Here is a 23357-nt window from a genome sequence, read left to right on the forward strand (position 1 = left end):
CTGACAGGAAGCACGTTAGCCGATGAAACTCGATCGGGTCGACATCAAGATTCTGTATGAGCTGCAGAAGAACGGCCGCATCACAAATGTGGAACTGGCGGAGCGGGTCAATCTCTCCCCCAGTCCATGCCTGATGCGGGTAAAGAAGCTGCATGCCGAAGGCTATATCGTGCGTTATTCGGCGCAGATCGACATCGCAAAGCTGGGGCGGACGCTCACCGTCTTCACGGAAATCACGCTCAAGAACCATCGTCAGATCGACTTCGCGCGTTTCCTTGCCGCCGTCGACAAGATCGATGCGGCCGTCGAATGCCACCGCGTTTCCGCCCGTTACGACTATCTGATGAAATTCGTGGCGGCCGGCATCGGCGAGTATCAGGAGATCATGGAGCGGCTGAGCGACATGGATATCGGCATCGACAAGTATTTCAGCTTCGTGGTGCTGAAGTCTCCCATCGTCAAGGCGCACATGCCGCTGCCCAGCCTGTTTCCCTTGTAGTCAGCGATGGCCATACTGGCTGACGAGCTCGGGATCTCGGACGAGGCCGTCGAGCCACGTCGGATCGAGCTTCGGCACGGAGGAGAACAGCAGCTTGGAATAAGGGTGGGTGGGTGCCTGCAACCTGTCGGGCGTGATGTGCTCCACGCGCTGCCCATTATACATGACCACGATCTCGTCGCAGATCGCTTCGACGACCGAGAGGTCGTGGCTGATGAAAATGTAGGAAAGGCCCAACTCGCGCTGCAGCTCCTTGAGCAGTTCGATCACGGCCGCTGCCACCACCGTGTCGAGCGCCGAGGTGATTTCGTCGCAGATGATGAGCTTGGGGTCGGCCGCCAAGGCGCGCGCGAAGTTCACGCGCTGCTTCTGGCCGCCCGAGAGCTCCGACGGGCGGCGGTAGCGCAGTGTCCTGGGCAGGCGAACCATGTCGAGCAGTTCGTCGACGCGCTTCGAGCGCGCCTGTCTGTCGAGCCGGTGATAGAAGGCAAGCGGGCGGGCTATGATGTCCTCCACCGGCTTGGCTGGATTGAGCGCGGTATCGGCATATTGGAACACGATCTGCATCTCGCGCAGCTGGTCCTGGCTGCGTTTCTTGGCGGTGCGCTCCAGCTCCTTGCCGTCGAAGACGATGTCGCCGGCCGCCGCCGGATGGATGCCGGCGATGACGCGCGCCAGCGTCGATTTTCCGCAGCCGGATTCACCGATGACGCCGAGATTGCGTCCCTTCTCGACGACCAGACTGACGGAATTGACGGCGCGGATAAGCGGCAGTCCGTCGGCCCGCACCGCGCCATAGCCGGCGGTCACATTGTCGATGCGCAGCAGCGGCTTCGTCCCGGCATCCGCGTCCGCATGCGCTTGCCGGGGTTTCGGCTCGAAGGCAGCCAGCAGTTCGCGCGTATAGGGGTGCTGGGCAGCCGAAAGTATCTGAGCCGTGGTGCCGGTCTCCTGCACTTCACCGCTCTTCAGCACAACAATGCGGTCGGCGATCTGGGCGACCACGGCGAGGTCGTGGGAAACGTAGACACCTGCTATCCCGCCCGCCCGCATGACCGACTTGAATGCCTTCAGCACGTCGATCTGTGTCGTCACGTCGAGTGCAGTCGTCGGCTCGTCGAAGATCATCAGCTTGGGATCGCCGATGAGCGCCATGGCCGCCGACAGCCGCTGCAATTGCCCGCCCGAAACCTGGTGTGGATAACGCGCGCCGATCTCTTCCGGATCCGGCAGCGACAAAGCCCGGAACAGCTCGACCGCTCGCTTTCGCGCCTGCTCGGGCGGCATCAGCCCGTGGATGCGCGTAACCTCGATCACCTGCTCCATGATGGTGGACGAGGGGTTGAAGGAGGCGGCGGCACTTTGCGGCACATAGGCAATGTCGGTGCCGCGCAACCTTGCGCGTTGCTTTTCAGAAAGCGCCGCCATGTTCTTGCCGTTGACATTGATCTCGCCGCCGGTAATCCGGCAGCCAGGCCGCGCATAGCCCATCAGCGAGAGCGCGATGGTCGTCTTGCCGGAACCGCTCTCGCCGATCAGGGCGACGATCTCGCCATCGGCGATGTCGAGGCTGACGCCCTTGATGATTTCGACGATACGTCCGGCGTCGGTCCTCGCCTCGATCTTCAGGTTCCTGACTTCGACGAGATTGCTCATGCGTCCCTGTCCCTGATTTTCTGCGGCAGGTTGTCGATCAGCAGGTTGACGCTGATGGTGAGGCTGGCGATCGCCAGCGAGGGAACGATGACGGCGGGAGCTGCGAAGGGCAGGCCGCCGATGTTCTCGCGCACCAGCGCGCCCCAGTCGGCGAGCGGCGGCTGCAGGCCGAGCCCGAGGAAGGACAGGCCGGAGAGCAGGAGCACGATGAAGACGAAGCGCAGGCCGAAGTCGGCCAGCACCGGGCGGATGATGTTGGGCAGGATCTCGGAGCCGATGAGATAGGCGGTGCTTTCGCCGCGGACGCGGGCGACGGTCATGAAGTCCATGCTGTTGATGTTGACAGCGAGCGCTCGCGCGAAACGGTAGGCGCCGGGTATATAAATGACGGCGAGCGTCAGGATCAGCGCCGGGATCGACGAGCCGACGGCGGCAACGACGACAAGGCCGAACAGCTTGCTGGGGATGGAGTTCATGGCGTCGAGGAAGCGGCTGAGGCAACTGTCGAGCCAGCCGCCGGTGACGGCCGCGATCATCCCCAGCACCACGCCGGAAAAGCAGGCGATGGCGACGGCGGCGAGCGATATGCCGACGGTATAGCGCGCGCCCATCAGCACCCGCGAGAGCATGTCGCGCCCCAGATAGTCCGAGCCGAGCCACAAGCCCTGACGCATCGGACCGAAATAATCGTCGTCGACGATGTCGCCGATCGAATGGGGAATGATATAGGGCGCGAAGATGGCGATCAGCGTCCACGTCAGAATGACCAGCGCGGCCATGACGCCCACGAGATTGTAGCTGTGGCCCACGAAGGACCGTGGGAAAGCTGCTACGCGCGCCATCGTCACCTGAGCCTCGGGTTGGACATGATGGCGATGATGTCGGCGACGGTGATGAGCAAGAGATAGCCAAGGCAGAAGATCATCGCACAGCTCTGGATCAGCGGCAGGTCGCGGGTCGCGACAGCATCGACCATCAGCTTGGCGATGCCTGGATAGTTGAAGATCGTCTCCACGATGATGACGCCGCCGACCAGATAGGACAAAGACAGCGCAACCGCGTTGACGATCGGCCCGAGCGCATTGGGAAGTGCGTGCTTGAGCACCATGCGGCCGCGTGAGGCGCCTTTGAGAAGCGCCATCTCGACATAAGGCGTGGAGAGCGTTTCGATCACCGCGGCGCGGGTCATGCGGATCATCTGGGCGGAGATGACGAAGGTGAGCGTGATCACGGGCATCGCATAGATGCGCACGAGGTCGGTCAGCGTATGCGCCTCATTGACCGAGGACAGCGCCGGCAGCCATTTGAGATAGACAGCGAAGAGCAGGACCGCGAGCGTCGCGACCATGAATTCCGGCACGGAGATGACGCCGATCGAAAGAACGGTGACGGTGCGATCGTAGAGGGAGCCGCGCAACATCGCGGCGGTGATGCCGAGCGTCAGCGCCAGCGGCACCGAGAGCAGCGTGGTGATGCCGGCGAGCTCCAGGGTGTTGACGAAGCGCCCGCCGATCAGCGCCGCGACCGGCATCTCATTGGCATAGGAGGTGCCGAGGTCACCATGGAGCAGGCCGAGAAGCCAGCGCAGGAAGCGCAGGATTGCCGGATCGTTGAGATGCATGGCCTCGCGCAGGCCGGCGACGGCTTCCGGGGTCGCCGCCTGGCCAAGCAGGATCGACGCGGTGTCGCCGGGCAGCATGCTGGTGGCGAAAAAAACGGCGAACAGGACGATCAGAAGCGTGACGACCGCGATCGCCAGCCGCTTCAACACGAGGTTTAGAACCCCAGACGTCATGGAAGCGCTCCTGCGGTTGCGTTCGGCCAAGCCATGTTGGCGCAATAAGGTGCCAGGGACCAGCGGTCCCTGGCAGGCGCCTCTCAGGCTTCGAGCCAGAGATATTCCGCCATTGCGTAGCCCATCATGCCACCGAGCGGGTTCGCTTCCAAACCCTTCACCTTGCTGGAGAGGGCATCCACGTTGGAAATGTAGGCCGGGATGATGGTGCCGGCCTCCTCGGAGATCATGGCCTGCATCTGGCCGTAGATTTCCTTGCGCTTGGCCTGGTCGAGCGAGCCGCGCGCCTCGATCATCAGCTTGTCGAACTTCTCCGACTTGTACTGGCTTTCGTTCCAAGGCGCGTTGGAGGCGTAGAGGAGCGAGAACAGGATGTCCGGCGTCGGGCGTGGATTGATGTTGCCGAAATGGACAGGCGCCTTGAGCCAGTAATTGTCCCAGTAGCCGTCGGACGGGACACGCTGCACGTCGAGCTTCATGCCGATATCGGCGCCGGCGGCCTGGATGATCACCGCCATGTCGATCGACGAGGTCGCGGCATCGGAGGCGACGACGGGGATGGATTGACCGAGCAGGCCCGACTTCTGGAAGTGGAACTTGGCCTTGTCCGGGTCGAAGGCCTTCGGCTTGAGGTCGGCATTGTGGAAGATGTTCGCCGGCGAGACGGGCTGGTCGTTGCCGACTTCGCCAAGGCCGCGCAACGCCGATTTGACGATCTGCTCGCGATTGACGAGGTATTTCATGCCGGCCACGAAGTCGGCCTTGTTGCCGGGATCCATGTCGAGCCGGATGTTGAGGTCGGTGTAGTTGCCCGAGGTCGTCTTCGACAGTTCGAAGCCCTGCTGGCCGCCGATAAGCTTCATCGCGCGCGGATTGATCGAGGCGGCGAAGTTGATGTCGCCGGAAAGCAGGGCGTTGACGCGGGCGCTGTCGTCGCTGATGGCGATGAATTCGAACGAGTCGAGATAGGGCTGGCCTGATTTCCAGTAGTTCTTGTTCTTGGTGACGACCGACCGCACGCCCGGCTCGAACGTTTGCAGCACGAAGGCGCCGGTGCCGTTGCCTTTGGAGAAGTCGGTGGTGCCATCGGCGACGATCATGAAGTGATGCAACGCCAGGATGGTCGGGAGGTCGGCATTCGGATCGGCGAGCGTGATTTCCACGGTCGACTTGTCGACCGCCTTGAAGCCGGTCATCTGCGCGGCGATCTTCGCGACCTTGGAACCGACCGCCGGATCGAGATGGCGCTTCATCGAGAAGACGACGTCGTCGGCGGTGAGGGCCTTGCCGTCATGGAAGGTGACGCCCTTGCGCAGCTTCACCGTCCAGGTCTTGGCGTCCTTGCTGTCGAAGCTTTCGGCCAGCTCCATCTGCGTGACACCATCCTTGTCGAGGAACGTCAGGCGGTTGTAGAGCGAACAGCAGCGGACATAGTCGGTCGACAGCGACGCCTTTGCCGGATCGAGCGTGTCGGCGGTCGAGGACGACCAGCCGGCAGCCTTGAAGCTGCCGCCGGAAACCGGCGTGGCGGCGACGGCATTGGTGGCGCGGCCAAGCACCATGCTGCCCGCGGCAACCGCGGCGCCGCCGGCCAGCAGCATCTTGAGGAGTTCGCGGCGGCTCGCGCCCCGCCGAATGGCATTTTCGACCATGGCATCGTCTGCACTGGTCCAGTTCGTGATCTTGTCGGTCATATCATTCCCCTTTCTGTTTGTTTTCCGGCTTGCTCGTCTTGACGCGGCTTTCCGGGCTTGGGCTCAGGTTCGTTCCTTCAGACTTTCCCGCACAGCGGCGGCAAGGGCCGCCATTGAATTGAAGTGGTAGTCCGGCGTGGTGAAGCGCTCGGGCTCGATCGTGCCGCCATAGCCCTTCTGGGCATGCCGGCGCTCGATCCAGCAATTGGTCATGCCAAGCGCCCGGGATATGCCGATATCGTGGTACTGGCTTTGCGCGACGTGCAGGATGTCGTCCTTGCTGTCGCCCCTTGAGGCGACGAAATCGAAGACCTTCTGGAAGAAGGCCGGGTCCGGTTTCTCTGTGCCTGTATCGTCGGCTGTAAATGTGGCGAAGAACGGCGAACCAAGCTGCTTCTCGAAATGATCGAGCGCCCAGCGCCGGGCATTGGTCATGGCAATCAGCCGGTGCGATTTCGCAAGCTCGGCCAATGCCTCCGCGCTGTCGGGGAAGCCTTGCCAGGCGCTGGCGGAGTCGCGCAGGCGGATGCCGTATTTCTCCTCGGCCGGCAGGCCGAGCCGTGGCGCGATGACCATGTAGACACGTAGGAGATCGTCGGGAAACAGGCCTGCATCGGGCATGTAGCGGGCTTGCCGGTAAAGGCTCAGCGCCTCCTCGCCATCGAGCGAAACGCCGGCCTCGGCGGCAATCCCGGCCAGGCAAGTCGTGATGCCGCCTTCGAAGTCGATCAGCGTGCCGACCACATCGAAGGTCATGTATTTGAATTCGCTAAAGCCCCTGGCCAAGACTGGGTCTCCTCTGCGCGCGGCCGAATTGCATGTGTTGAACAGAACAAAATTCCGTGCTGTCCGGGGCGTAGGCCCTTTTCGAAGGCCCCGAAATCCGGGCTTTCTGGCCTTGTCTTATGAGCAGTCTGGCACTTCCCCCGCGCTGGATTCGCCGAAAAGGCGCGAGGGGGCGGCACAAAATTGCGAAATCGTCTCCCCGGCGCTATTTCGAAACACATGGTATTCGTCCGCCGTCATGCCAGGGCCTGCCGGACGTCGGGATCGTCCAGTGTCTGGTCGAGCGTCCGGCGCGTGCGCTCGATGATCGCGTCGATGTCGCTGTCGGTGCAGCAGAGCGGCGGTGCATAGCCGACAACCCCATGCGCAAAGGCACGGATGATCAGGCCGTTGTCCCACGCCCTGTCGAAGACACGCCGCGCCGGCATGGCCGACGCCGGAAGCGGTGTCTTCTTCTGTTTGTCGACCACCAGTTCGACGGCGGCAAGCATACCGCGACCGCGTACATCGCCGACCAGCGGATGATCCCTCAGGCCCTCCAGGCCCGCCATCAGGCGAGCGCCGGCCTTGATGCCATTCTCCAACAGGCCGTCTTCGTAGAGCTTCAACACTTCGAGCGCGACGGCGGCGCTGACGGGGTGGGCGGAATAGGTGTAGCCGTGGCCGACCGCCGAGGCGCCCGCGCCATCGGCGATGACGTCGTAGACATGATCGGCCATGAACACGGCGCCCATGGGAACATAGCCCGAGGTCAGCCCCTTCGCGGCCGTCATGAAATCGGGAACGATGTCCTCATCGGTGCAGGCGAACAAGGGTCCCGTGCGGCCGAAACCGGTGATCACCTCGTCGGCGATGAACAGGATGCCGTACTCCCGGCAGAGCTCGCGCATCGCCTTGATCCAACCTTTCGGTGGCACGATGACGCCGCCCGAACCCTGGATCGGCTCGGCATAGAAGGCAGCGACCCGCTCCGGTCCGATCGCCTCGATCTTGGCCTTCAGCGCGGCGCGCGATGCGGCGATGATCGCGTTGCCGTCCTCGCCGACCGGGTTGCGATAGGGATAGGGGGACGGGATCTTGTGTTGCCATTCGAAGGGAATGCCAAAACCGGCGTGAAAGGCGGGCAGGGCGGTCAGGCCGGCGCCGACCACCGATGATCCGTGATAGCCCTGCTCGATGGAAATGAACTGGTCGCGCTTCGGCTCGCCCCTGGCATTCCAGTAGTAGCGGACGAAACGGATCGTGCTGTCGACCGCGTCCGACCCGCCAAGCGTGAAAAAGACGTGGTTGAGATCGCCTGGCGTGCGCTCGGCCAGCTCCGAGGCGAGCCGGATGGCCGGCTCCGAGCCGAGGTCGAAATAGGCGGTGGCGTAGGGAAGCTCGCGCATCTGCCGGGCCGCCGCCTCGACGATGCTGTCATGGCCGTAGCCGGCATTGACGCACCACAGCCCCGCGAAGCCGTCGAGAAGTTGCCGGCCGGACGCATCGGTCACGGTCGCCCCCTTCGCCGATTTCAAGACGTGCACGCCTTGCGCCTCATGACCACGGTATGAAGAGACCGGGTGGATGAGATGGGCGCGGTCGAGTTCGATCAGGGAATTGGCGAGCATTCTATCCTCCGGACTAGCCCAGCGCCTGGTTGGCGAGGGCGTAAACTTTCGCTCTGGCCTGTTCCATGTTCGTCTTGGGTGGACGGTCCATGGCCACGCCGCCGCCGACATGGGCGAGGCCGATTTCCTCGAGCCAGCCGGCGATGCCGGTCCCGCTGCCGGTATCGACGCGCAGGAAGGCGCCGTGATGCGGCGCGGCGAAGAAGCCGATCAGAGCCTTGGCCTCGTCGGTACTTCCCGCGATGACCGGACCAATCACCTCGCCGCGTCCGAACGGGCGGATCGCGGCATACGCCTCGATGGCGCCGTTGCGGCGGATGACCGCGAATTGGCCGCGCTCCGCCAGCGCATCGATCAGTGTTTCACGGTCGGCGCCATAGGCGTCGCGGTCCAGCGCCTTGATTTCCGGGAGATCGGCGATGCCCGCAGCTTCCACGCCGCCGGGCGCACTAAGTCTGGCAACGCTGCCCTGATGTTGCCGGATCGTACCGGACGGCACGAAGCCGAGCTTTTCATAGAGAGGCATGCCGTCCGCTGTCGCGACGAGCCGCAACGGACGGTCGCCGGCAAGTGCGAAGGCCTGATCCATCAGCCGGCGCCCAAGCCCCTTGCCCCGCACATTCCTGTCGACGATCACCATGTTAATCATGGCGCAATCCGCGCCGTAGGGCGTTACCAGGATGGTTCCGGTGACGCGGCCCTGCTCGTCGAGCGCGACCGCGCCGTTCGAGAGCTGCAGCGCCATCTGCCAGTCCTGCGCACGATGCGGCCAATTCTCCTGGCGAGAAAGCATTACGGCGCCCTCGATATGGTCCGGCCCGAAGGTCTGGAGTTCGATCTCGCCCTGCTGCATGAGGCATCCTTCCGTCTAGTGCCCAAGTCTCGGCCATCGGCGCGCCGCAGATCATCTGAAGGCATTGGCTTCGGCGGTATCTTTCGCCGTAGCACAAGCGGTGCGCCGCATCTTGTGCTGGCATCGTCCGCGGCGGATGCGTTTCACGCCGATCGCGGCGCCGCAATCGGTAATCCAGATGCTACAGCGTGCCAAACCGGATGGCGGATACGGAACTTTCTGCTTTCGGAAGGGCGATTTCGGTCAGGTGGGTCGTCACCGGCCGTCCTATGATGAAATACATCCCAGCGCGGATGTGCTTCCACCGGAGATCGACGGACATGGCTACCTTCAGGCCCAAATACATCACCTTCGACTGCTACGGCACGTTGACCTTTTTCCAGATGGCGGAAGCGGCGCGCGATCTCTATGGCAGCCGGCTCGATGAGCCGCGCATGCAGGAGTTCATCAAGAACTTCGCGGCGTATCGGCTCGACGAGATCATGGGCGACTGGAAGCCCTATGCCGACGTCGTCCACAATGCGCTCGAGCGCACCTGCAAGCGCAACGGCGTCGCCTTCAGCGCCGACGATGCCAGAGTGGTCTATGAGCGTGTCCCGACCTGGGGGCCGCACGCCGACGTTCCGGCCGGCCTGGCGAAGGTCGCCAAGGAAATTCCGCTGGTCATCCTGTCCAATGCGATGGATGCGCAGATCATGTCCAATGTCGAAAAGCTCGGTGCGCCGTTCCATGCCGTCTACACGGCCGAGCAGGCGCAGGCTTACAAGCCCCGCTTCCAAGCCTTCGAATACATGTTCGACAGGCTGGGTTGCGGCCCCGAGGATATCCTCCACTGCTCGTCGTCTTTCCGCTACGATCTGATGTCGGCACACGATCTCGGCATCAAGAACAAGGTATGGGTCAATCGTGGCCACGAACCCGCCAACCCGTACTATGGCTATGTCGAAATATCGGACATTTCGGGTCTTGCAGGCGTGGTCGGTCTTTAGAAACAGGCGGATTGCCAATGAAGTTCGTCTCCTACTGGCACGACACGGCCCCGGTCTTTTCCGGCGGGGCGCAAGGCCCGGTCGAGGGGCATTACGATGCCGCCATCATAGGCGGCGGCTTCACCGGTCTCGCCGCCGCGCGCCAACTGGCGAAGGCCGGCGCCAAGGTCGTCGTCCTGGAGGCGGAACGTGTGGGCTGGGGCGCATCCGGCCGCAATGGCGGGCACCTCAACAATGGCCTCGCCCACGGCTATCTCTCCGCCAAGGCGGAGCTCGGCAAGGAGCGAGCAATCGCGCTTTATCGCGCTCTGGACGCCTCCGTCGACACCATAGAGGCTCTGGTTGCGGAGGAAGGCATCGACTGCAACTTCCGACGCGCCGGCAAGCTGAAGCTCGCCTCCAAGCCGCAGCATTTTGCGTCAATCGCCCGCAATTTCGAAGGCCTTCATGCCGAGGTGGATCCCGATACCGCGCTGCTGTCGGCGGCGGATCTCAAGTCCGAGATCGGTTCACCTTTCCACGGCGCGATGCTGTCGAAGAAGAGCGCCATGATGCATATGGGCCGCTATGTGGCGGGTCTCGCCACTTCAGCCGCCCGCCACGGCGCCGTAATCCACGAGAACGCGGCGGTCACCGACCGCAAGCAGGTCGGCGGCAGGCATGAGCTGACCACCTCGCGTGGCCGGATCAGCGCCGACAATGTGCTGGTGGCGACCGGCGCCTACACGACGCCTGATTTCGGCTATTTCCGCCGCCGGATCATCTCCGTCGGCAGCTTCATCATCGCCACGCGGCCGTTGAACGACGCCGAGATCGCCGCCATCATGCCGGGCAACCGGACATGCGTGACCTCGATGAACATCGGCAATTATTTCCGGCTGTCGCCGGATAACCGGCTGATCTTCGGCGGCCGCGCACGCTTTTCGGCGACATCGGACCAGCGCTCCGATGCCAAGAGCGGAGAGATATTGCGGGCAGGCCTCGCGGCGATCTTTCCGCAGCTCGCCAAGGTCGAGATCGACTATTGCTGGGGCGGGCTAGTCGACATGACCAAGGACCGCTTTCCGCGGGCCGGTTACCATGACGGTGTCTGGTTCGCGATGGGCTATTCCGGCCACGGCGCACAGCTTTCCACCCATCTCGGCATGATCCTGGCCGATGCCATGCTCGGCCGCGAGGACCGCAATCCGATGAAGGGGCTCGAATGGCCTGCTATTCCCGGCTATTCCGGCAAGCCCTGGTTCCTGCCGATGGTCGGCCTCTACTACAAGGCGCTCGACCGGATGAGATAGGCAGTAGGGCGGTGTCTCCCAATTCCCTACTGCCTATTACCTACTGCCTATTCCCATGTGGAACGTTTTCATCTCGAGATATTCCTCGATGCCGGCCTGCGCACCCTCGCGGCCGAGGCCGGACAGCTTGACACCGCCGAAGGGGGCGACCTCGATCGAGACCGAGCCGGTGTTGAGACCCACCATGCCAAACTCCAGCGCCTCGCCGACACGCCAGGCGCGTTTCAAATTCTCGGTGTAGAAGTAGGAGGCAAGCCCATAGGGCGTGCCGTTGGCCAGCGTGATCGCTTCCTCTTCCGTCTCGAACCGGAAAAGCGGTGCGACCGGACCGAACGTTTCCTCACCGGCAAGCTGCATGTCTTTCGTGGCGCCGGTCAGCACCAGCGGCGCGACATATTGAGGACCGTCCGGCAGCGCCGGCTTCTCGGTGATGATCGCAGCACCCTTAGCGAGCGCGTCCTCGACATGGCGGTTGATCTTTTCGACCGCCGCCATGTTGATCATCGGCCCGATGGCGACGCCGGGCTGCGTGCCCGGCCCCACCGTCATGGCGTTGACGCGAGCAGAAAGCTTCGTGGCGAAGGTCTCATAGACACCGGCCTGGACGAGGATGCGGTTGGCGCAGACGCAGGTCTGGCCGCCATTGCGGAACTTGGAGACCAGCGCACCCTCGATGGCGAGATCGAGATCGGCGTCGTCGAAGACGATGAAGGGTGCGTTGCCGCCGAGTTCGAGGCTGAGCCGTTTCACGCTGTCGGCCGCCCCGCGCATCAGCAGCGAACCGACACGTGTCGAGCCGGTGAAGGAGATCTTGCGGACGGCCTCGTTCGCCATGATCTCGTTGCCGATTTCTGTCGGCATGCCGGTGACGATGTTGATAACACCGGCGGGGATGCCGGCGCGCTCCGCCAGCACACCGAGCGCCAGCGCCGAATAGGGGGTGAACTCGGACGGCTTGATCACCACCGTGCAGCCGGCGGCCAGTGCCGGCGCGACCTTGCGGGTGATCATCGCATTGGGAAAATTCCACGGCGTGATGATGCCGCACACGCCTACCGGTTCCTTCAGCACGATGATGCGCCGGTCGGACGTGGGCGAGGGGATGGTGTGGCCATTGATGCGGCGCGCTTCCTCGGCGAACCATTTGACGAAGGAAGCGCCGTAGCGGATCTCGCCCTTGGCCTCGTCCAGCGGCTTGCCCTGTTCGGTGGTCAGTATCAGCGCAAGATCGTCCAGATGAGCCAGCATCAGGCCGTGCCAGGCTTCCAGCAGGGCGCCGCGCTCGGCGTTGGTCTTCTTCTTCCAATTCGCATAGGCGGACGCGGCGGCCTCTATAGCCGCACGCGTTTCCGAACCGGCCATATCAGGGACCGTGCCGATCGCTGCCTGGGTTGCGGGATCGATGACATCGACCGTCCCACCGGAGCCTGCAGCGACCCACTTGCCGCCAATCAGGCCGGCTTCGCGAAGGAGATTTTTATCTTTCAGGTTTTTCATCGAAAACGACCTTGCAATCAGGTGAGTGCCGCCACGACAGCGGCGGTGATGGCTTCCGTCCGGTCCTTGCCGGGAATGGTGCCTATGCCTCTGGCGGTTGCGGCTTCGACCGCCTTCATGACGCGTCCGGATGCATCTTTCTCGCCGAGATGATCGAGCATCATGGCGCCTGACCAGATGGTGGCGATCGGGTTGGCGATGCCCAGATGCGCGATGTCGGGCGCCGAGCCGTGCACCGGCTCGAACATGGATGGCGCCGACCGGTCGGGATTGATGTTGGCCGAGGCGGCGTAACCGAGCCCGCCCTGGATCGCCGCGCCGATGTCGGTGAGGATATCGCCGAATAGGTTGGAGGCGACGACCACGTCGAGGCTCTCCGGCGCCATGATCATGCGCGCGGCGAGCGCATCGACATGATAGCTGGTCACGGCGACGTCAGAGTACTCCGCAGCCAGCTTTCGCGTGATCTCGTCCCAGAACACCATCGAATATTTCTGCGCATTGGACTTGGTGACGGAGGCCAGCTTGCCCTGACGCGACCGCGCCTGCTCGAAGCCGAAGCGCAGGATGCGCTCGACGCCGGCACGGGTGAAGATCGAGGTCTCGACAGCGACCTCATCCAGCGTGCCTTGATGCACGCGCCCGCCGGCGCCGGAATATTCGCCCTCGGTGTTCTCACGGATGCACAATATGTCGAAACCTTCCGCCCGCAGCGGGCCGGTGACGCCCGGCAGCAAGCGATGCGGCCGGATGTTGGCGTACTGCACGAATGCCTTGCGGATCGGCAGCAGCAGGCCGTGCAGCGAAACGGAATCCGGCACCTCCGCCGGCCAACCGACGGCGCCGAGCAGGATGGCGTCGAAGCCGCGCAAGATCTCGATGCCGTCGTCGGGCATCATGCGGCCGGTATCCTTGTAGAATTTGCAGGACCAGGGGAATTCGGTGCCCACCAGGGCAAAGCCGAAGTTTTCGGCCACCGTTTCCAGCACCGTCCAGGCGGCGGCGGTCACGTCGCTGCCGATGCCGTCACCGGGGATCAGGGCGATCGAATAGGACTTCATCGGCATCTCTCTAGAGGCTGATCAGGACGCTCTTGGTCCTGCGGTTTGCGAGATAGGCCTCGCGGCCGAGATCCTTGCCGATGCCGGAGCGCTTGTAGCCGCCGGTCGGCAGGATATGGTCGCGCGAGCGGCTGTAGCGGTTGACCCAGACTGTGCCCGCCTCAAGCTTGCGCGCAAAGCGGATGGTGCGGGATAGGTCTGAGGTGAACAGGCCGGAAGCCAGTCCGTAGGTTGGATGGCTGGACAGCGCCAGCGCCTCTTCCTCGGTCTCGAAGGTCTGGATGGTCAGGACCGGGCCGAAGATTTCCTCGACGATCGCCGGACTGGCCTGGTCGACATCGGCGATCAATGTCGGCTGGTAGAAATAGCCTGCGCTGTCCATGACGATGCCACCGGTCAGGCATTCGCCCCCCGCAGCGACGGCGGCCCGCACGATGCTGTCGACACGCGCCCGCTGCCGCTCCGAGATAACAGGCGAATACTGCGTCGCCGCGTCCCAGGTTGGGCCGGGCCGCACCGCCTTCATCTTCTCTAGGATGGCGGCCGTCAGCCTGTCGGCCACGCACCTCTCGACGATCAAGCGCGTGCCGGCGACGCAGGCCTGGCCGGCATTGAAGGTGACGCTGCTGGCGATGGCCGTCGCCGCCTTCTCCAGATCGGTATCGGCAAAGACGATCTGCGGGCTCTTGCCGCCGAGTTCCAGCGTCATCGGTTTGACGCCGGTGCGGGCCACGTTCTCCATGATTGCCGATCCGGCGCGGGTCGAGCCGGTGAAGCTAATCTTGGCGATCTCGGCATGGCCGGTCAGCGCCGTGCCGGTCGTCGGACCGTCTCCAAGCACGACGTTTATGAGCCCTGCCGGCAGGCCCGCTTTAACGGCGAGCTGTGCCATATAGACTGCCGAAAAGGGCGTCATTTCCGATGGCTTCAGCACCACCGCATTGCCGGCGGCCAATGCCGGACCAAGCTTCCATCCGGCCATCGAGATGGGAAAATTCCAGGGTGTGATCGCGCCGACCACGCCATAGGGCTCGCTCATGATCATGCCGAGAGTGGCGTCGTCGGTCGGCACGAGCTCGCCGCCTTCCTTGTCGGCGAATTCGGCAAAGAAGCGAATCTGCTCGGCGGTGATGGCGATGTCGCCGGCAACGAGCTGGCCAACGGGCCGGGTGGAGCACAGCGCCTCGATCCTGGCCAGCGTTTCGGCTTCCGCCTCAATCAGGTCGGCCCAGGCCTGGAGGGCCTTCGTCCGTTCGCGTGGCCGAACGCCGCCCCAGTTGCTCGCCTTCAGCGCCGCTTTGGCGCTTTCCACGGCACGGTCGACCATATCGCCGCCGGCCACCGGGCAGGCGGCATATGCCTTGCCGTCCGACGGTCGGCGCATCTCGATCGCATCCTCGGCCGCGATCAGCTCGCCGCCGATGAAATGGCCGACGGGAAGGGAGACGGTATCCGGGTCGAAGCTCAGGCCCATGGGCGCCTACTCTCAGTTGTTCCGGAGAAGCCTAGCGCGAGCACGCGCGCAGCATGCACCGTTCGACGATCGGTCGCGGATGATTGTTGTGTGCCGGCGATGACAGACGGCAAAATCTGTTGCGGAGGCCGGCGCCTCCGCGCACCCGTTACCCTACGGCTACGTAGATCTTGCGCACCGTTTCGATGGTCTTCCAAACCCCGGTGAAGCCAGGCTTCATCACGAAGCTGTCGCCGGCGCGGTAGGTCACCGGCTTGCCGCCGTCGGGCGTGATTTCGATCACGCCCGAGAGGATGTGGCAGAACTCGAAAGTCTCGCCCTTGATCGAGCGCGTTTCCCCAGGCGTCGCCTCCCAGACGCCGGTATGGACGAGGTCGTCCTTGGCGACATCCTGCGCCCAGGTCTTGAAGCCAGGGTTGCCGGAAATCAGCCGTTCGGGCAGCGCCCCGGATTCACGCGGCTGGAAAGCAGGGCTGGTATCGACGGTCTTGAGCAGGGACAAGGGATGGCCTTTCATGTTGGAAGATCTTGGTTTGATGCATGTCGTTGTCCCAGAACCGCTGCACACTTCCGGGCGACATGCACTTAGTAGCCGCGCGACCGGTCGACGAGCCCGATGGGTTCAAGACCGGCGCGGTAACGCTTGATATTCTCGACAAGGGCCTGCGCGGCGCTGGCGGGCTGGGTGACGCTGGCGACATGCGGGGTCAAAACGACCTTCGGATGCGACCAGAACGGATGGCCCGTCGGGAGGGGTTCGGGATCGGTGACGTCGATCATCGCCGCCGAAATGTGGCCGCTGTTGAGCGCGGCGACAAGCGCTTCATTATCGAGCTGCGGCCCCCGGCCGGTGTGGACCAGCGCCGCGCCCTTGGGCACTTTCGCAAACAGCTCTGCATCGAGGAAACCGCGCGTCTCCTCGGTCAGCGGCAGCAGGCAGATCAAAATGTCGCTGGCCGCGAGCATCTCGTTCAGACCGGGCTCGCCATGATGACAGGTCACGCCCTCGATCCGCCGCGGCGAGCGGCTCCATCCAGCAAGCGGGAAGCCGAAGGGCTTCAGTCGGTCGAGGACGGCTTGGCCAAGCTGCCCGAGGCCGAGCACGCCAACCCGGCGCGACCCGGCCTGTAGCTGCGCGATATCTGCCCATTCGCCGGCGCGCTGCTGCGCCAGATATTCAGGCAGGTTGCGGTGGAGCGCGAGTACGGCAAGCGTCACATATTCCTGCATCATGCGCACGATGCCGTCCTCGATCATGCGCACGATCTTCACGTTCGCAGGCACCGCATCGAAGCGAAACTGGTCGACGCCGGCGCCGATGGAAAACAGGATTTCCAGATTGCTGTAGCGGCCGAGATTATCCGGCACGGTCCAGCTGATCAGGTAACGCACCGCGTCGGGATCGACCGTTGCGGCATCCATTGTGAAGGGGATGTCCGGCAGGTCTCTCGCGAACGCATCGGCGAAGATCGCCCCGCGGCGCGCATCGGAATTGAACAGGAATGTCATTCCGGCTACCCCTTCAAGTCGCGCAACGGGCGCCCAGCGCCTCGATCAATCGCTGGCAGGCGGCGAGTTCGTCGGTGAAAATGTACTCATCCGGCTTATGGGCGCGGTCGATGTCGCCGGGGCCGCAGATGATCGCATCGAACCCGGCGGCTTGGTAAAGTCCGGCCTCCGTGCCGTAGCTGACGGCGGCGAGCGGCGCTTCGCCGGTCAGTTCGCCCAGTAGTGCCGCAAGCGCCGCATCCTGAGGCAGCGACAGCGCCGGATAAGCGCTCATTGGCGTCCACTCGATACGAAAGCCGTCGGCCGCGAGGGCCTCTGCCCGCGCCTTGACCGGCGCGAGCAGGCTTGCCGGGTCGGCACCAGGTATGGCGCGTGCCTCCAGGTCCAAAGTGCAGGTGGCGGGGATGATGTTGACCTGATGTCCGCCTGCCACAACGCCCGCCTGCAGCGAGGAGTAGGGCGGCTCGAAGGCGGCGTCGAACGGACCGTGTGTCAGCCGCTCGGCTTCGCTCACGACTGCGCTCAGCGCACAGGCCATGGCATGGATGGCGTTGAGCCCGAGATCGGGCCTCGAGGAATGGCCGGAGCGCCCGTTGATGATCACGCGGGCGGCCGCCTTGCCCTTGTGGCCGCGCACGGCGCGCATGCTGCTCGGCTCGCCGACGATGACGCCGAGCGGCTTGGCGCAAAATTCGGGAAGGCGGGCGATCAAATGCGGCACGCCGCGGCATCCCACCTCCTCGTCATAGGAGAAGGCGAGGTGGATTGGCCTGGCAAGGCGCAGTCCCGCCAGCGTGGGCACGGCCGCGAGTGCCGCGGCAAGAAACCCCTTCATGTCCGTGGTGCCGCGTCCGTAGAGCCGTTCGCCCTCTTTGCGCAATGCGAAAGGGTTCGAACTCCATTGCGGCTCGTTGGCGGGAACGACGTCCATATGGCCGGACAGGATGTAGCCCGGGACATTGGCGGGGCCGATCGTCGCGAAAAGATTGGAACGGTCGCCTTCCGGCCCTGGAAGCACGGTGACCTGGGTTCCGTGTTCCGCAAGATAAGTCTCGATCCAGCCGGCGATATCGCCATTCGGCCTGCCGGCGACCGATGGAAAGGCGACGAGACGATCGAGGATGTCGAAGACGTCCATTCCAGCCCTCAAAGCGTTTCGGGTTCGCCGGAATCGGTGCCGTCGACCATATGCTGTCAGATTTCCAAAGAGGATGTGCGCGTTCTTTCGCGATTGCGTGCCGAAAGCTGAAATGTTTCAGTTGAATCTTGCGTTACCGCGCGGCTTTCGAGCAAATCGTATCGGTCTGCTCGTTTAGCGTTGGCGGGCAGAGGGTGGCCATCAGTGCGTGGCGCTCGGGTGCGGAAATCTTGCAGGGGCATGGAATTGAAGCCGTCCGGAAGCTTGAAAATCGATACCTTCTCGATGCGGATCGGCGACATCGAAGACGTCGAACTGGACCGCTTGCACGCGCTCTCGCTCTCCGTGGGATGGCCGCATCGCGCCGAAGACTGGCAATTCCTGCGCCAATCGGGAGGGGGGTTGGTGGCGCTCGATGAGATCGGCCGGGTTCTCGGTTCGGCCATGTGGTTCGCACATGGTACGGATTTCGCGACCGTGGGCATGGTCATCACCTCGCCACGACTCCAGACGCTGGGGGCGGGGCAATGGCTGATGAAGCGGGTCTTCGACAAGGTCTCCGGCCGCGACCTGCGTCTCAATGCAACGCGCGCGGCAAGACGGCTCTATCTCTCGCTCGATTTCCAGTCGGAGAAGACCGTTTATCAATGCCAAGGCATTGCGCGATTGCAGACGATTGCCAGGCTGGCAGATACTCGAGGCGATTTCCGGACTTTGGACGCTAGCGATATTCCCGCAGCGATCGCGCTCGACGCGGCAGGATTTGGCGTGAAGCGGGCGGAGCTCATCGAAAAGCTTTTCACGCACTCGGCCGGCTATGGTCTTTTCAAGGGTGACAAGCTGAACGCTTTCGCGCTCTGTCGGCCCTTCGGGCGGGGCCATGTCGTGGGGCCGGTCGTGGCGGAAAGCGACGCGGACGCCGTGGCGGTCGTCCGGCCGCACGTGGCCCACCATTCGGGGTCATTCCTGCGCATCGACACCCACATGGACAATGGCGAGTTCGCCGCCTTTCTGTCGCACAGCGGAATGCCGGTTTTCGACACGGTGCTCACCATGTCGATGGGCAAACGCCTCGCCGATTTTGCCCTCGGCGGCTCGGCTATGCCGAAGACCTATGCCTTAGCAAGCCAAACCCTCGGGTAGTTGGCTTCAGTCGCGACATGGTACCGGCCTGGTCGGCCCTGGATTGGGGTAGGCAAAGGTGGTCCGCATGCCGTCCAATTCCCACCTCGGCCAGCCGGAAAGCAGCCCGTCCTCCCGCGATCTCGGCCGGAGAAACAGATGTTGCCCTGCCCCGAAAGCGGTCGCGGTCACAGGCGCTCCGATCCTTGCGGCTCAATACCTTCGAGCAAGCCGCCGCTCGAAAAGACCAAAGCCGACAGTGATCAATGCCGCCAACAGGAAATATCCTAGCGCAGCTGCGATCAGAGGCTCGTAGACGCGGAAAGTCTGCGCGCGAACAAGGTTGGCTGCACCCATCAGTTCGAAGACCGTGATCGTCGACGCCAATGCGGTCCCCTTCAAGAGCAGGATGTTCTGACCGCCGATTGCCGGCAGGGCCAACCTGAAGGCCTGCGGGAGAAGGACGGAAATCATGATCCGTGTTTTGGACAGGCCAAGCGATTGGCCGGCCTCACGCTGTCCATCTGGAATGGCCTGTATCGCCCCTCTCCATATCTCGCCGCAGTAGGCCGTCGTATTCAAGGAAAGGGTAAAAAACGCATAGAACTCGGCGCCCCGCAGAAGGGGCCAGAGCGGGCTGAAGCGAATCGAAGGGATACCAGAGAGAATCTGACCGACGCCAAAGTAGCAGAGATAGAGCTGGACCAGGAGCGGCGTGCCCCGGAATGCCAAGATAAACGCTACCGCTGGATACCGCAGCCATCTCCTGTTGGAGAGCCGGGCCAGGGCAACCGGGATGGCAAGCAGATTGCCGACCACCGCGCAGCCGACGAACAGGACTATGGTAACCTGGACGCCTGCCAGAAGTTGATGGGCAAGATACACTCCAAATTCAGTCATACTAACCTCGCCTCCGGCCGCGAACAGTGGCCGTCTCGAGGGCATGAAAAAGCATCGCTGACACGCCCGACATCGCAAGGAATACGAACGCGATCGCGCAATAGAACATGAAGTAGTCGCGTGTAGCACCCGCGGCCATCTTGCCGGCAAGAACGAGCTCGGTGAACCCGATCAGGCTGACCAGCGAGCTTTCCTTCAGAACGACCAGCCACAGATTGCCAAGTCCCGGCAAAGCCAGGGGAACCATCTGCGGCACAGTCACCAGGAAGAACGTCTGGCGCCGTGTCAAACCGAGTGCATACGCTGCCTCGATCTGACCTCGTGGTATGGCGATGATCGCACCGCGCAGGACCTCGGTGCTGTAACCGCCTTGGACGATCCCAAGCGACAAGGTCGCCGCGACAAATCCATTGAGCTGGAATTCGGACGTCAGTCCAGCCAGACTCACAGCCCAGCGCAACGCGTCTGTCGCGCTGTAGTAGACGAGGAATATGATGAGAATGTCCGGGACGGACCGGATGATTGTCGTGTAGGCGACAGCCGCAGAGACCGCCACGCGGTTCTTTGAAATCTTGGCAACCGCCCCGGTCAGACCAAGGGTTAGGCCCACGACATAGGCGCTGATCGAAATGCCGAGGCTCAGGCAAGCGCCGCGAAGCAGTTCGTCGCCCCACCCCTGGTCTCCGAAGCCGAGCAGGGTTGCCCAGGACATGATCGGGTTCATACAGCTTGTTCCAGTTCAATGAAGATGGTGCCGGCCACCTCGTGGCGGTCGGCACCAGGCCTGGAACAGACGATCAATCCCCATAGATATTGAAGTCGAAATAGCGCTTGGTGATCGTGTCGTACTCGCCGCTGGCGCGCACTGCTTTGAGTGCCGCATTGAGGCGGTCTCTCAGAGCGGTGTCTTCCTTGCGCAGGCCAGCGCCGTCACCATATCCAAACGTCTTCTCATGCGGCAGCGTCACCTTGATTTCATACGCTTGGCCTTCCGGCTTCTTCAGGAAATCCTGGATCTGGATACCCGCCGCCGCCATGAGATCCACGCGGCCCGCCTGCATGTCGGCGATCTCGTCGTCGAGTGTCGGATAGATCTTCACTTCGGCAACGCCGTTGAACTTCTCCTGCATGTAGGTCGCCTGCAGGCTGGCACTTTGTGCCGCAACCGCAATCCCCTTGAATGTCTCCGGCTTGGCTACGTCGAACTGCCTTGTATCAGCCTTGGCGCCGACAAGCACGTTGGGCGAATAGTAGTACTTGTCGGTGAAGTCGATCACTTCCTTGCGCTTGTCGGTGATCGACATTGAGCTCCAGATGACGTCGAACTTCTTGGCCAACAGCGCGGGAATGATGCCGTCCCAGGCAATATCGACGATCTCGCACTTGGCCTTCATTTCCTTGCAAACGGCGTTCATCAGATCGATTTCCCAACCTTGCCAGGTGCCGCTGGCATCCTTGACGGAGAAAGGCGCGTATGGCTCAGCAGCGACACCGAAGCGGATAACGTCGTCGGCCGCTGACGATGGGTAAGTGGCGCCAAAGACCGCCACGATCAATGACAAGGCGAGTGCGAGCTTTTTCATGATTGTTCCCCTTTTCTGTTTCTGTGGATTTTTATGTTCCGCGATGATGGACCCGGTCGCCCCAGACCCGATCTTTCGGTGTGTCGGATGGGATCGATATCCGGATCGATGCCGACGGCCAGCTCGCGGCCCTGAGCGTCGTGGACCAGTTCAGATGTCGGCGATGCGAACTTGGCCATTGCGCTCAGTCGGCCTTCTCTCAGGGCGGTGTATGAAAACGCTAACAGGTCAAATGGTCTCGATCTAATGCCCCTTGCCACGCGGTTCATCACCAATAGTTATGACAGCGAGGCTCGATCACCTGGCCAACTGCGCTTGTTACGCTGAATTGGCCCGCCTATGTCGCCACCGTTGATCGCGACTATGAGTTTTCAGCGATAGTCCCGCTTCCAAGGGAATAGGCTCGCGGGTGTCCACCAGATTTCCTATGTGGCATCGTCGACTGGTTGTCTGACATCGCCGTCCGCCATGCTGTCGGTCCCGCCAATCCTCGCTTAGGTCGTCATATGAATATGAATAGCAGCCCTTTCGGGTCGATCGACGAGATGAGCGGTAAGATCGCTGCCGGTTTGTCGCCCGTGGAAATTATGGAGGGCTGTCTTGAGCGCATCCGGGAGATGAACGAACACATCCGGGCGATGATCTTCGTGAACGAAGCTGACGCTCTTGAGGCTGCCCTTCAGGCAACACGCGAAATCAGATCCGGTCACGCGCGCGGTCCGCTGCATGGCGTGCCAATTGCGGTCAAAGACGTGCTCGACGTAAAGCATTGGCCGACAACGGCTGGCTCCCGTCTGTTCGAGAACCACATCGCGCAGAAGACAGCGGTTTGCGTTGCCAACCTTCAGGCGGCTGGCGCCATCATCATCGGCAAGACGAACCTGCACGAACTGTGCGTCGGCGGACATGACAACCCCTGGTACGGCAAGGTCGCCAACCCGCTCGATCCAGACCGTGGAACGGGTGGCACAAGCAGCGGATCGGCTGCGGCCGTCGCAGCCGGATTTTGCTTGGCCGCGGTCGGCACGGACAGCGGCGGTTCAAACCGATCTCCGGCTGCGGCAACCGGCTTGTTCGGTTATAAGCCGACCAATGGCCTGATCGCCATGCAGGGCGTCATGAGCATAGCGCCTTCGCTGGACTGCGTCGGCGTTCTTGCACGCTCGGTCAGGGATGTTCGCCTGGTGACCGAGGCGCTTGCCGGAAAACGGCTCACCCCGTCAGCGAGCGGGCCCAAGAACAGCAAATCGAGATCAAGCATCACTGTCGGCATCTGTCCCGAACTGATTGGCGCTCCCATCGACAAGGCCGTGGATATTGCGTTGGCAGCCATGCTCGATCGTCCCGAGGTGCACAGGATCGAGATCGCCTTCGACGATAGGGAGGCGTTCGTCGCTGCCGGACTGACAATCTTGCAATGCGAGTTCGCGAGAACCTACCGCGATGCAATCGAGCGGAAGCCCGATCTGGTCGGCGATGCGGTTCGCTCCTTCCTGCAAGACGGCACTCGCATCAGTGCGGACGCCTATGCCGGCGCCATCGAAATCCGCAACGATGTGCGAAGCCGGTTTCTGGAGAAAATGGCGGGCGTGGACGCTCTCGCCATTCCAACGGCGCCTGGCGCGGCGCCGTGCCTGTCCGACGAACTGACAGAGGTGAATGGTGAGATGGTGCCGTGGGGAATGGCTGGCGGCCGCTTCCGGCGCTGGGCAAATATGCTCGGGATGCCAACGTTGGCCATTCCTGTGTTGGTTCCCGACGGCCTTCCGGTTTCGGTGCAGCTTGCCGCACATCCGGGGCAGGATTCCGATTTGCTCGATCTCGCCGAAATGCTGACAAGCAACTGAGGCCAGTTCCGCAAAGCGCTGAAAGTTGATAACCTGCAGGAATAAACTTCCT

21 protein-coding genes are annotated in these 23357 nt (G+C 62.8%); 5 read left to right on the top strand and 16 right to left on the bottom strand.

Annotated elements, in window-relative coordinates:
* Window positions 1-22: 22 nt before the first annotated feature.
* Window positions 23-499 carry an Lrp/AsnC family transcriptional regulator gene (locus tag AC0NIL_RS07645; RefSeq protein ID WP_275954288.1) on the top strand — a complete coding sequence of 159 codons (477 nt, stop codon included), beginning with the start codon at window positions 23-25 and terminating at the stop codon, window positions 497-499.
* Here the strand turns inward: AC0NIL_RS07645 and AC0NIL_RS07650 are convergent, their stop codons facing one another.
* The 7 genes from AC0NIL_RS07650 to AC0NIL_RS07680 form a co-directional block, all read right to left on the bottom strand.
* Window positions 500-2155, bottom strand: coding sequence for an ABC transporter ATP-binding protein (locus AC0NIL_RS07650; RefSeq protein WP_473572658.1), 1656 nt, complete (start codon window positions 2153-2155; stop codon window positions 500-502).
* The gene (locus AC0NIL_RS07655) at window positions 2152-2997 is read right to left on the bottom strand and encodes an ABC transporter permease (RefSeq protein WP_275954286.1); all 846 of its coding nucleotides are present in this window, start codon (window positions 2995-2997) and stop codon (window positions 2152-2154) included. The genes AC0NIL_RS07650 and AC0NIL_RS07655 overlap by 4 nt, the downstream gene beginning before the upstream one ends.
* 2 nt (window positions 2998-2999) lie before the next feature.
* A complete protein-coding gene (locus AC0NIL_RS07660; RefSeq protein WP_275954285.1) occupies window positions 3000-3950 on the bottom strand; it encodes an ABC transporter permease in 951 nt (316 codons plus the stop codon).
* 83 nt (window positions 3951-4033) lie between these two features.
* On the bottom strand, window positions 4034-5644 hold the full coding sequence (locus AC0NIL_RS07665; protein ID WP_275954284.1) for an ABC transporter substrate-binding protein: 1611 nt from the start codon (window positions 5642-5644) through the stop codon (window positions 4034-4036).
* Window positions 5645-5707: 63 nt separating this feature from the next.
* On the bottom strand, window positions 5708-6400 hold the full coding sequence (locus AC0NIL_RS07670; RefSeq protein ID WP_473572672.1) for an HAD-IA family hydrolase: 693 nt from the start codon (window positions 6398-6400) through the stop codon (window positions 5708-5710).
* A gap of 266 nt (window positions 6401-6666) precedes the next feature.
* A complete protein-coding gene (locus AC0NIL_RS07675) occupies window positions 6667-8040 on the bottom strand; it encodes an aminotransferase class III-fold pyridoxal phosphate-dependent enzyme (protein ID WP_473572657.1) in 1374 nt (457 codons plus the stop codon).
* Window positions 8041-8053: 13 nt separating this feature from the next.
* The gene (locus tag AC0NIL_RS07680) at window positions 8054-8893 is read right to left on the bottom strand and encodes a GNAT family N-acetyltransferase (protein ID WP_473572656.1); all 840 of its coding nucleotides are present in this window, start codon (window positions 8891-8893) and stop codon (window positions 8054-8056) included.
* 320 nt (window positions 8894-9213) lie between these two features.
* Here AC0NIL_RS07680 and AC0NIL_RS07685 point away from each other — a divergent pair, with 320 nt between their 5' ends.
* Both AC0NIL_RS07685 and AC0NIL_RS07690 read left to right on the top strand, forming a co-directional pair.
* Entirely contained in the window at window positions 9214-9882 is a 669-nt protein-coding gene (locus tag AC0NIL_RS07685; RefSeq protein WP_275954280.1) for a haloacid dehalogenase type II, read from the top strand.
* 17 nt (window positions 9883-9899) lie between these two features.
* Complete coding sequence (locus tag AC0NIL_RS07690; protein WP_275954279.1) at window positions 9900-11174, top strand: NAD(P)/FAD-dependent oxidoreductase; 1275 nt, start codon at window positions 9900-9902, stop codon at window positions 11172-11174.
* Between the two features lie 36 nt (window positions 11175-11210).
* Here the strand turns inward: AC0NIL_RS07690 and AC0NIL_RS07695 are convergent, their stop codons facing one another.
* From AC0NIL_RS07695 to argE, 6 genes are all read right to left on the bottom strand, one after another.
* Window positions 11211-12671: an NAD-dependent succinate-semialdehyde dehydrogenase gene (locus tag AC0NIL_RS07695; protein ID WP_275954278.1), complete on the bottom strand. Its 1461-nt coding sequence runs from the start codon at window positions 12669-12671 to the stop codon at window positions 11211-11213.
* Between the two features lie 17 nt (window positions 12672-12688).
* Window positions 12689-13732, bottom strand: a complete 1044-nt coding sequence (locus tag AC0NIL_RS07700; RefSeq protein WP_275954277.1) for a tartrate dehydrogenase — start codon at window positions 13730-13732, stop codon at window positions 12689-12691.
* A 10-nt stretch (window positions 13733-13742) separates the two neighbouring features.
* Window positions 13743-15206 carry an aldehyde dehydrogenase family protein gene (locus tag AC0NIL_RS07705; protein WP_275954276.1) on the bottom strand — a complete coding sequence of 488 codons (1464 nt, stop codon included), beginning with the start codon at window positions 15204-15206 and terminating at the stop codon, window positions 13743-13745.
* A gap of 148 nt (window positions 15207-15354) precedes the next feature.
* Window positions 15355-15708, bottom strand: a complete 354-nt coding sequence (locus tag AC0NIL_RS07710; protein WP_275954419.1) for a cupin domain-containing protein — start codon at window positions 15706-15708, stop codon at window positions 15355-15357.
* An 83-nt stretch (window positions 15709-15791) separates the two neighbouring features.
* Window positions 15792-16715: a 2-hydroxyacid dehydrogenase gene (locus AC0NIL_RS07715; RefSeq protein WP_473572655.1), complete on the bottom strand. Its 924-nt coding sequence runs from the start codon at window positions 16713-16715 to the stop codon at window positions 15792-15794.
* Between the two features lie 13 nt (window positions 16716-16728).
* Window positions 16729-17853, bottom strand: a complete 1125-nt coding sequence (gene argE / locus AC0NIL_RS07720) for an acetylornithine deacetylase (RefSeq protein WP_275954274.1) — start codon at window positions 17851-17853, stop codon at window positions 16729-16731.
* 240 nt (window positions 17854-18093) lie between these two features.
* Between argE and AC0NIL_RS07725 the strand changes: the two genes are divergently transcribed.
* Window positions 18094-18996: a GNAT family N-acetyltransferase gene (locus AC0NIL_RS07725; protein WP_275954273.1), complete on the top strand. Its 903-nt coding sequence runs from the start codon at window positions 18094-18096 to the stop codon at window positions 18994-18996.
* 192 nt (window positions 18997-19188) lie between these two features.
* Here AC0NIL_RS07725 and AC0NIL_RS07730 read toward each other — a convergent pair whose 3' ends face one another.
* From AC0NIL_RS07730 to AC0NIL_RS07740, 3 genes are all read right to left on the bottom strand, one after another.
* On the bottom strand, window positions 19189-19875 hold the full coding sequence (locus tag AC0NIL_RS07730; protein WP_275954272.1) for an ABC transporter permease: 687 nt from the start codon (window positions 19873-19875) through the stop codon (window positions 19189-19191).
* A gap of 1 nt (window position 19876) precedes the next feature.
* Window positions 19877-20599 (bottom strand): ABC transporter permease, encoded by a 723-nt coding sequence (locus AC0NIL_RS07735; RefSeq protein WP_275954271.1) that lies wholly within the window; start codon window positions 20597-20599, stop codon window positions 19877-19879.
* Between the two features lie 73 nt (window positions 20600-20672).
* Complete coding sequence (locus AC0NIL_RS07740) at window positions 20673-21458, bottom strand: transporter substrate-binding domain-containing protein (protein WP_473572654.1); 786 nt, start codon at window positions 21456-21458, stop codon at window positions 20673-20675.
* Window positions 21459-21904: 446 nt separating this feature from the next.
* Here AC0NIL_RS07740 and AC0NIL_RS07745 point away from each other — a divergent pair, with 446 nt between their 5' ends.
* The gene (locus tag AC0NIL_RS07745; RefSeq protein ID WP_275954268.1) at window positions 21905-23305 is read left to right on the top strand and encodes an amidase; all 1401 of its coding nucleotides are present in this window, start codon (window positions 21905-21907) and stop codon (window positions 23303-23305) included.
* The last annotated feature ends 52 nt before the right edge of the window (window positions 23306-23357 follow it).

The sequence above is a fragment of the Mesorhizobium sp. WSM1343 genome (assembly GCF_055901535.1).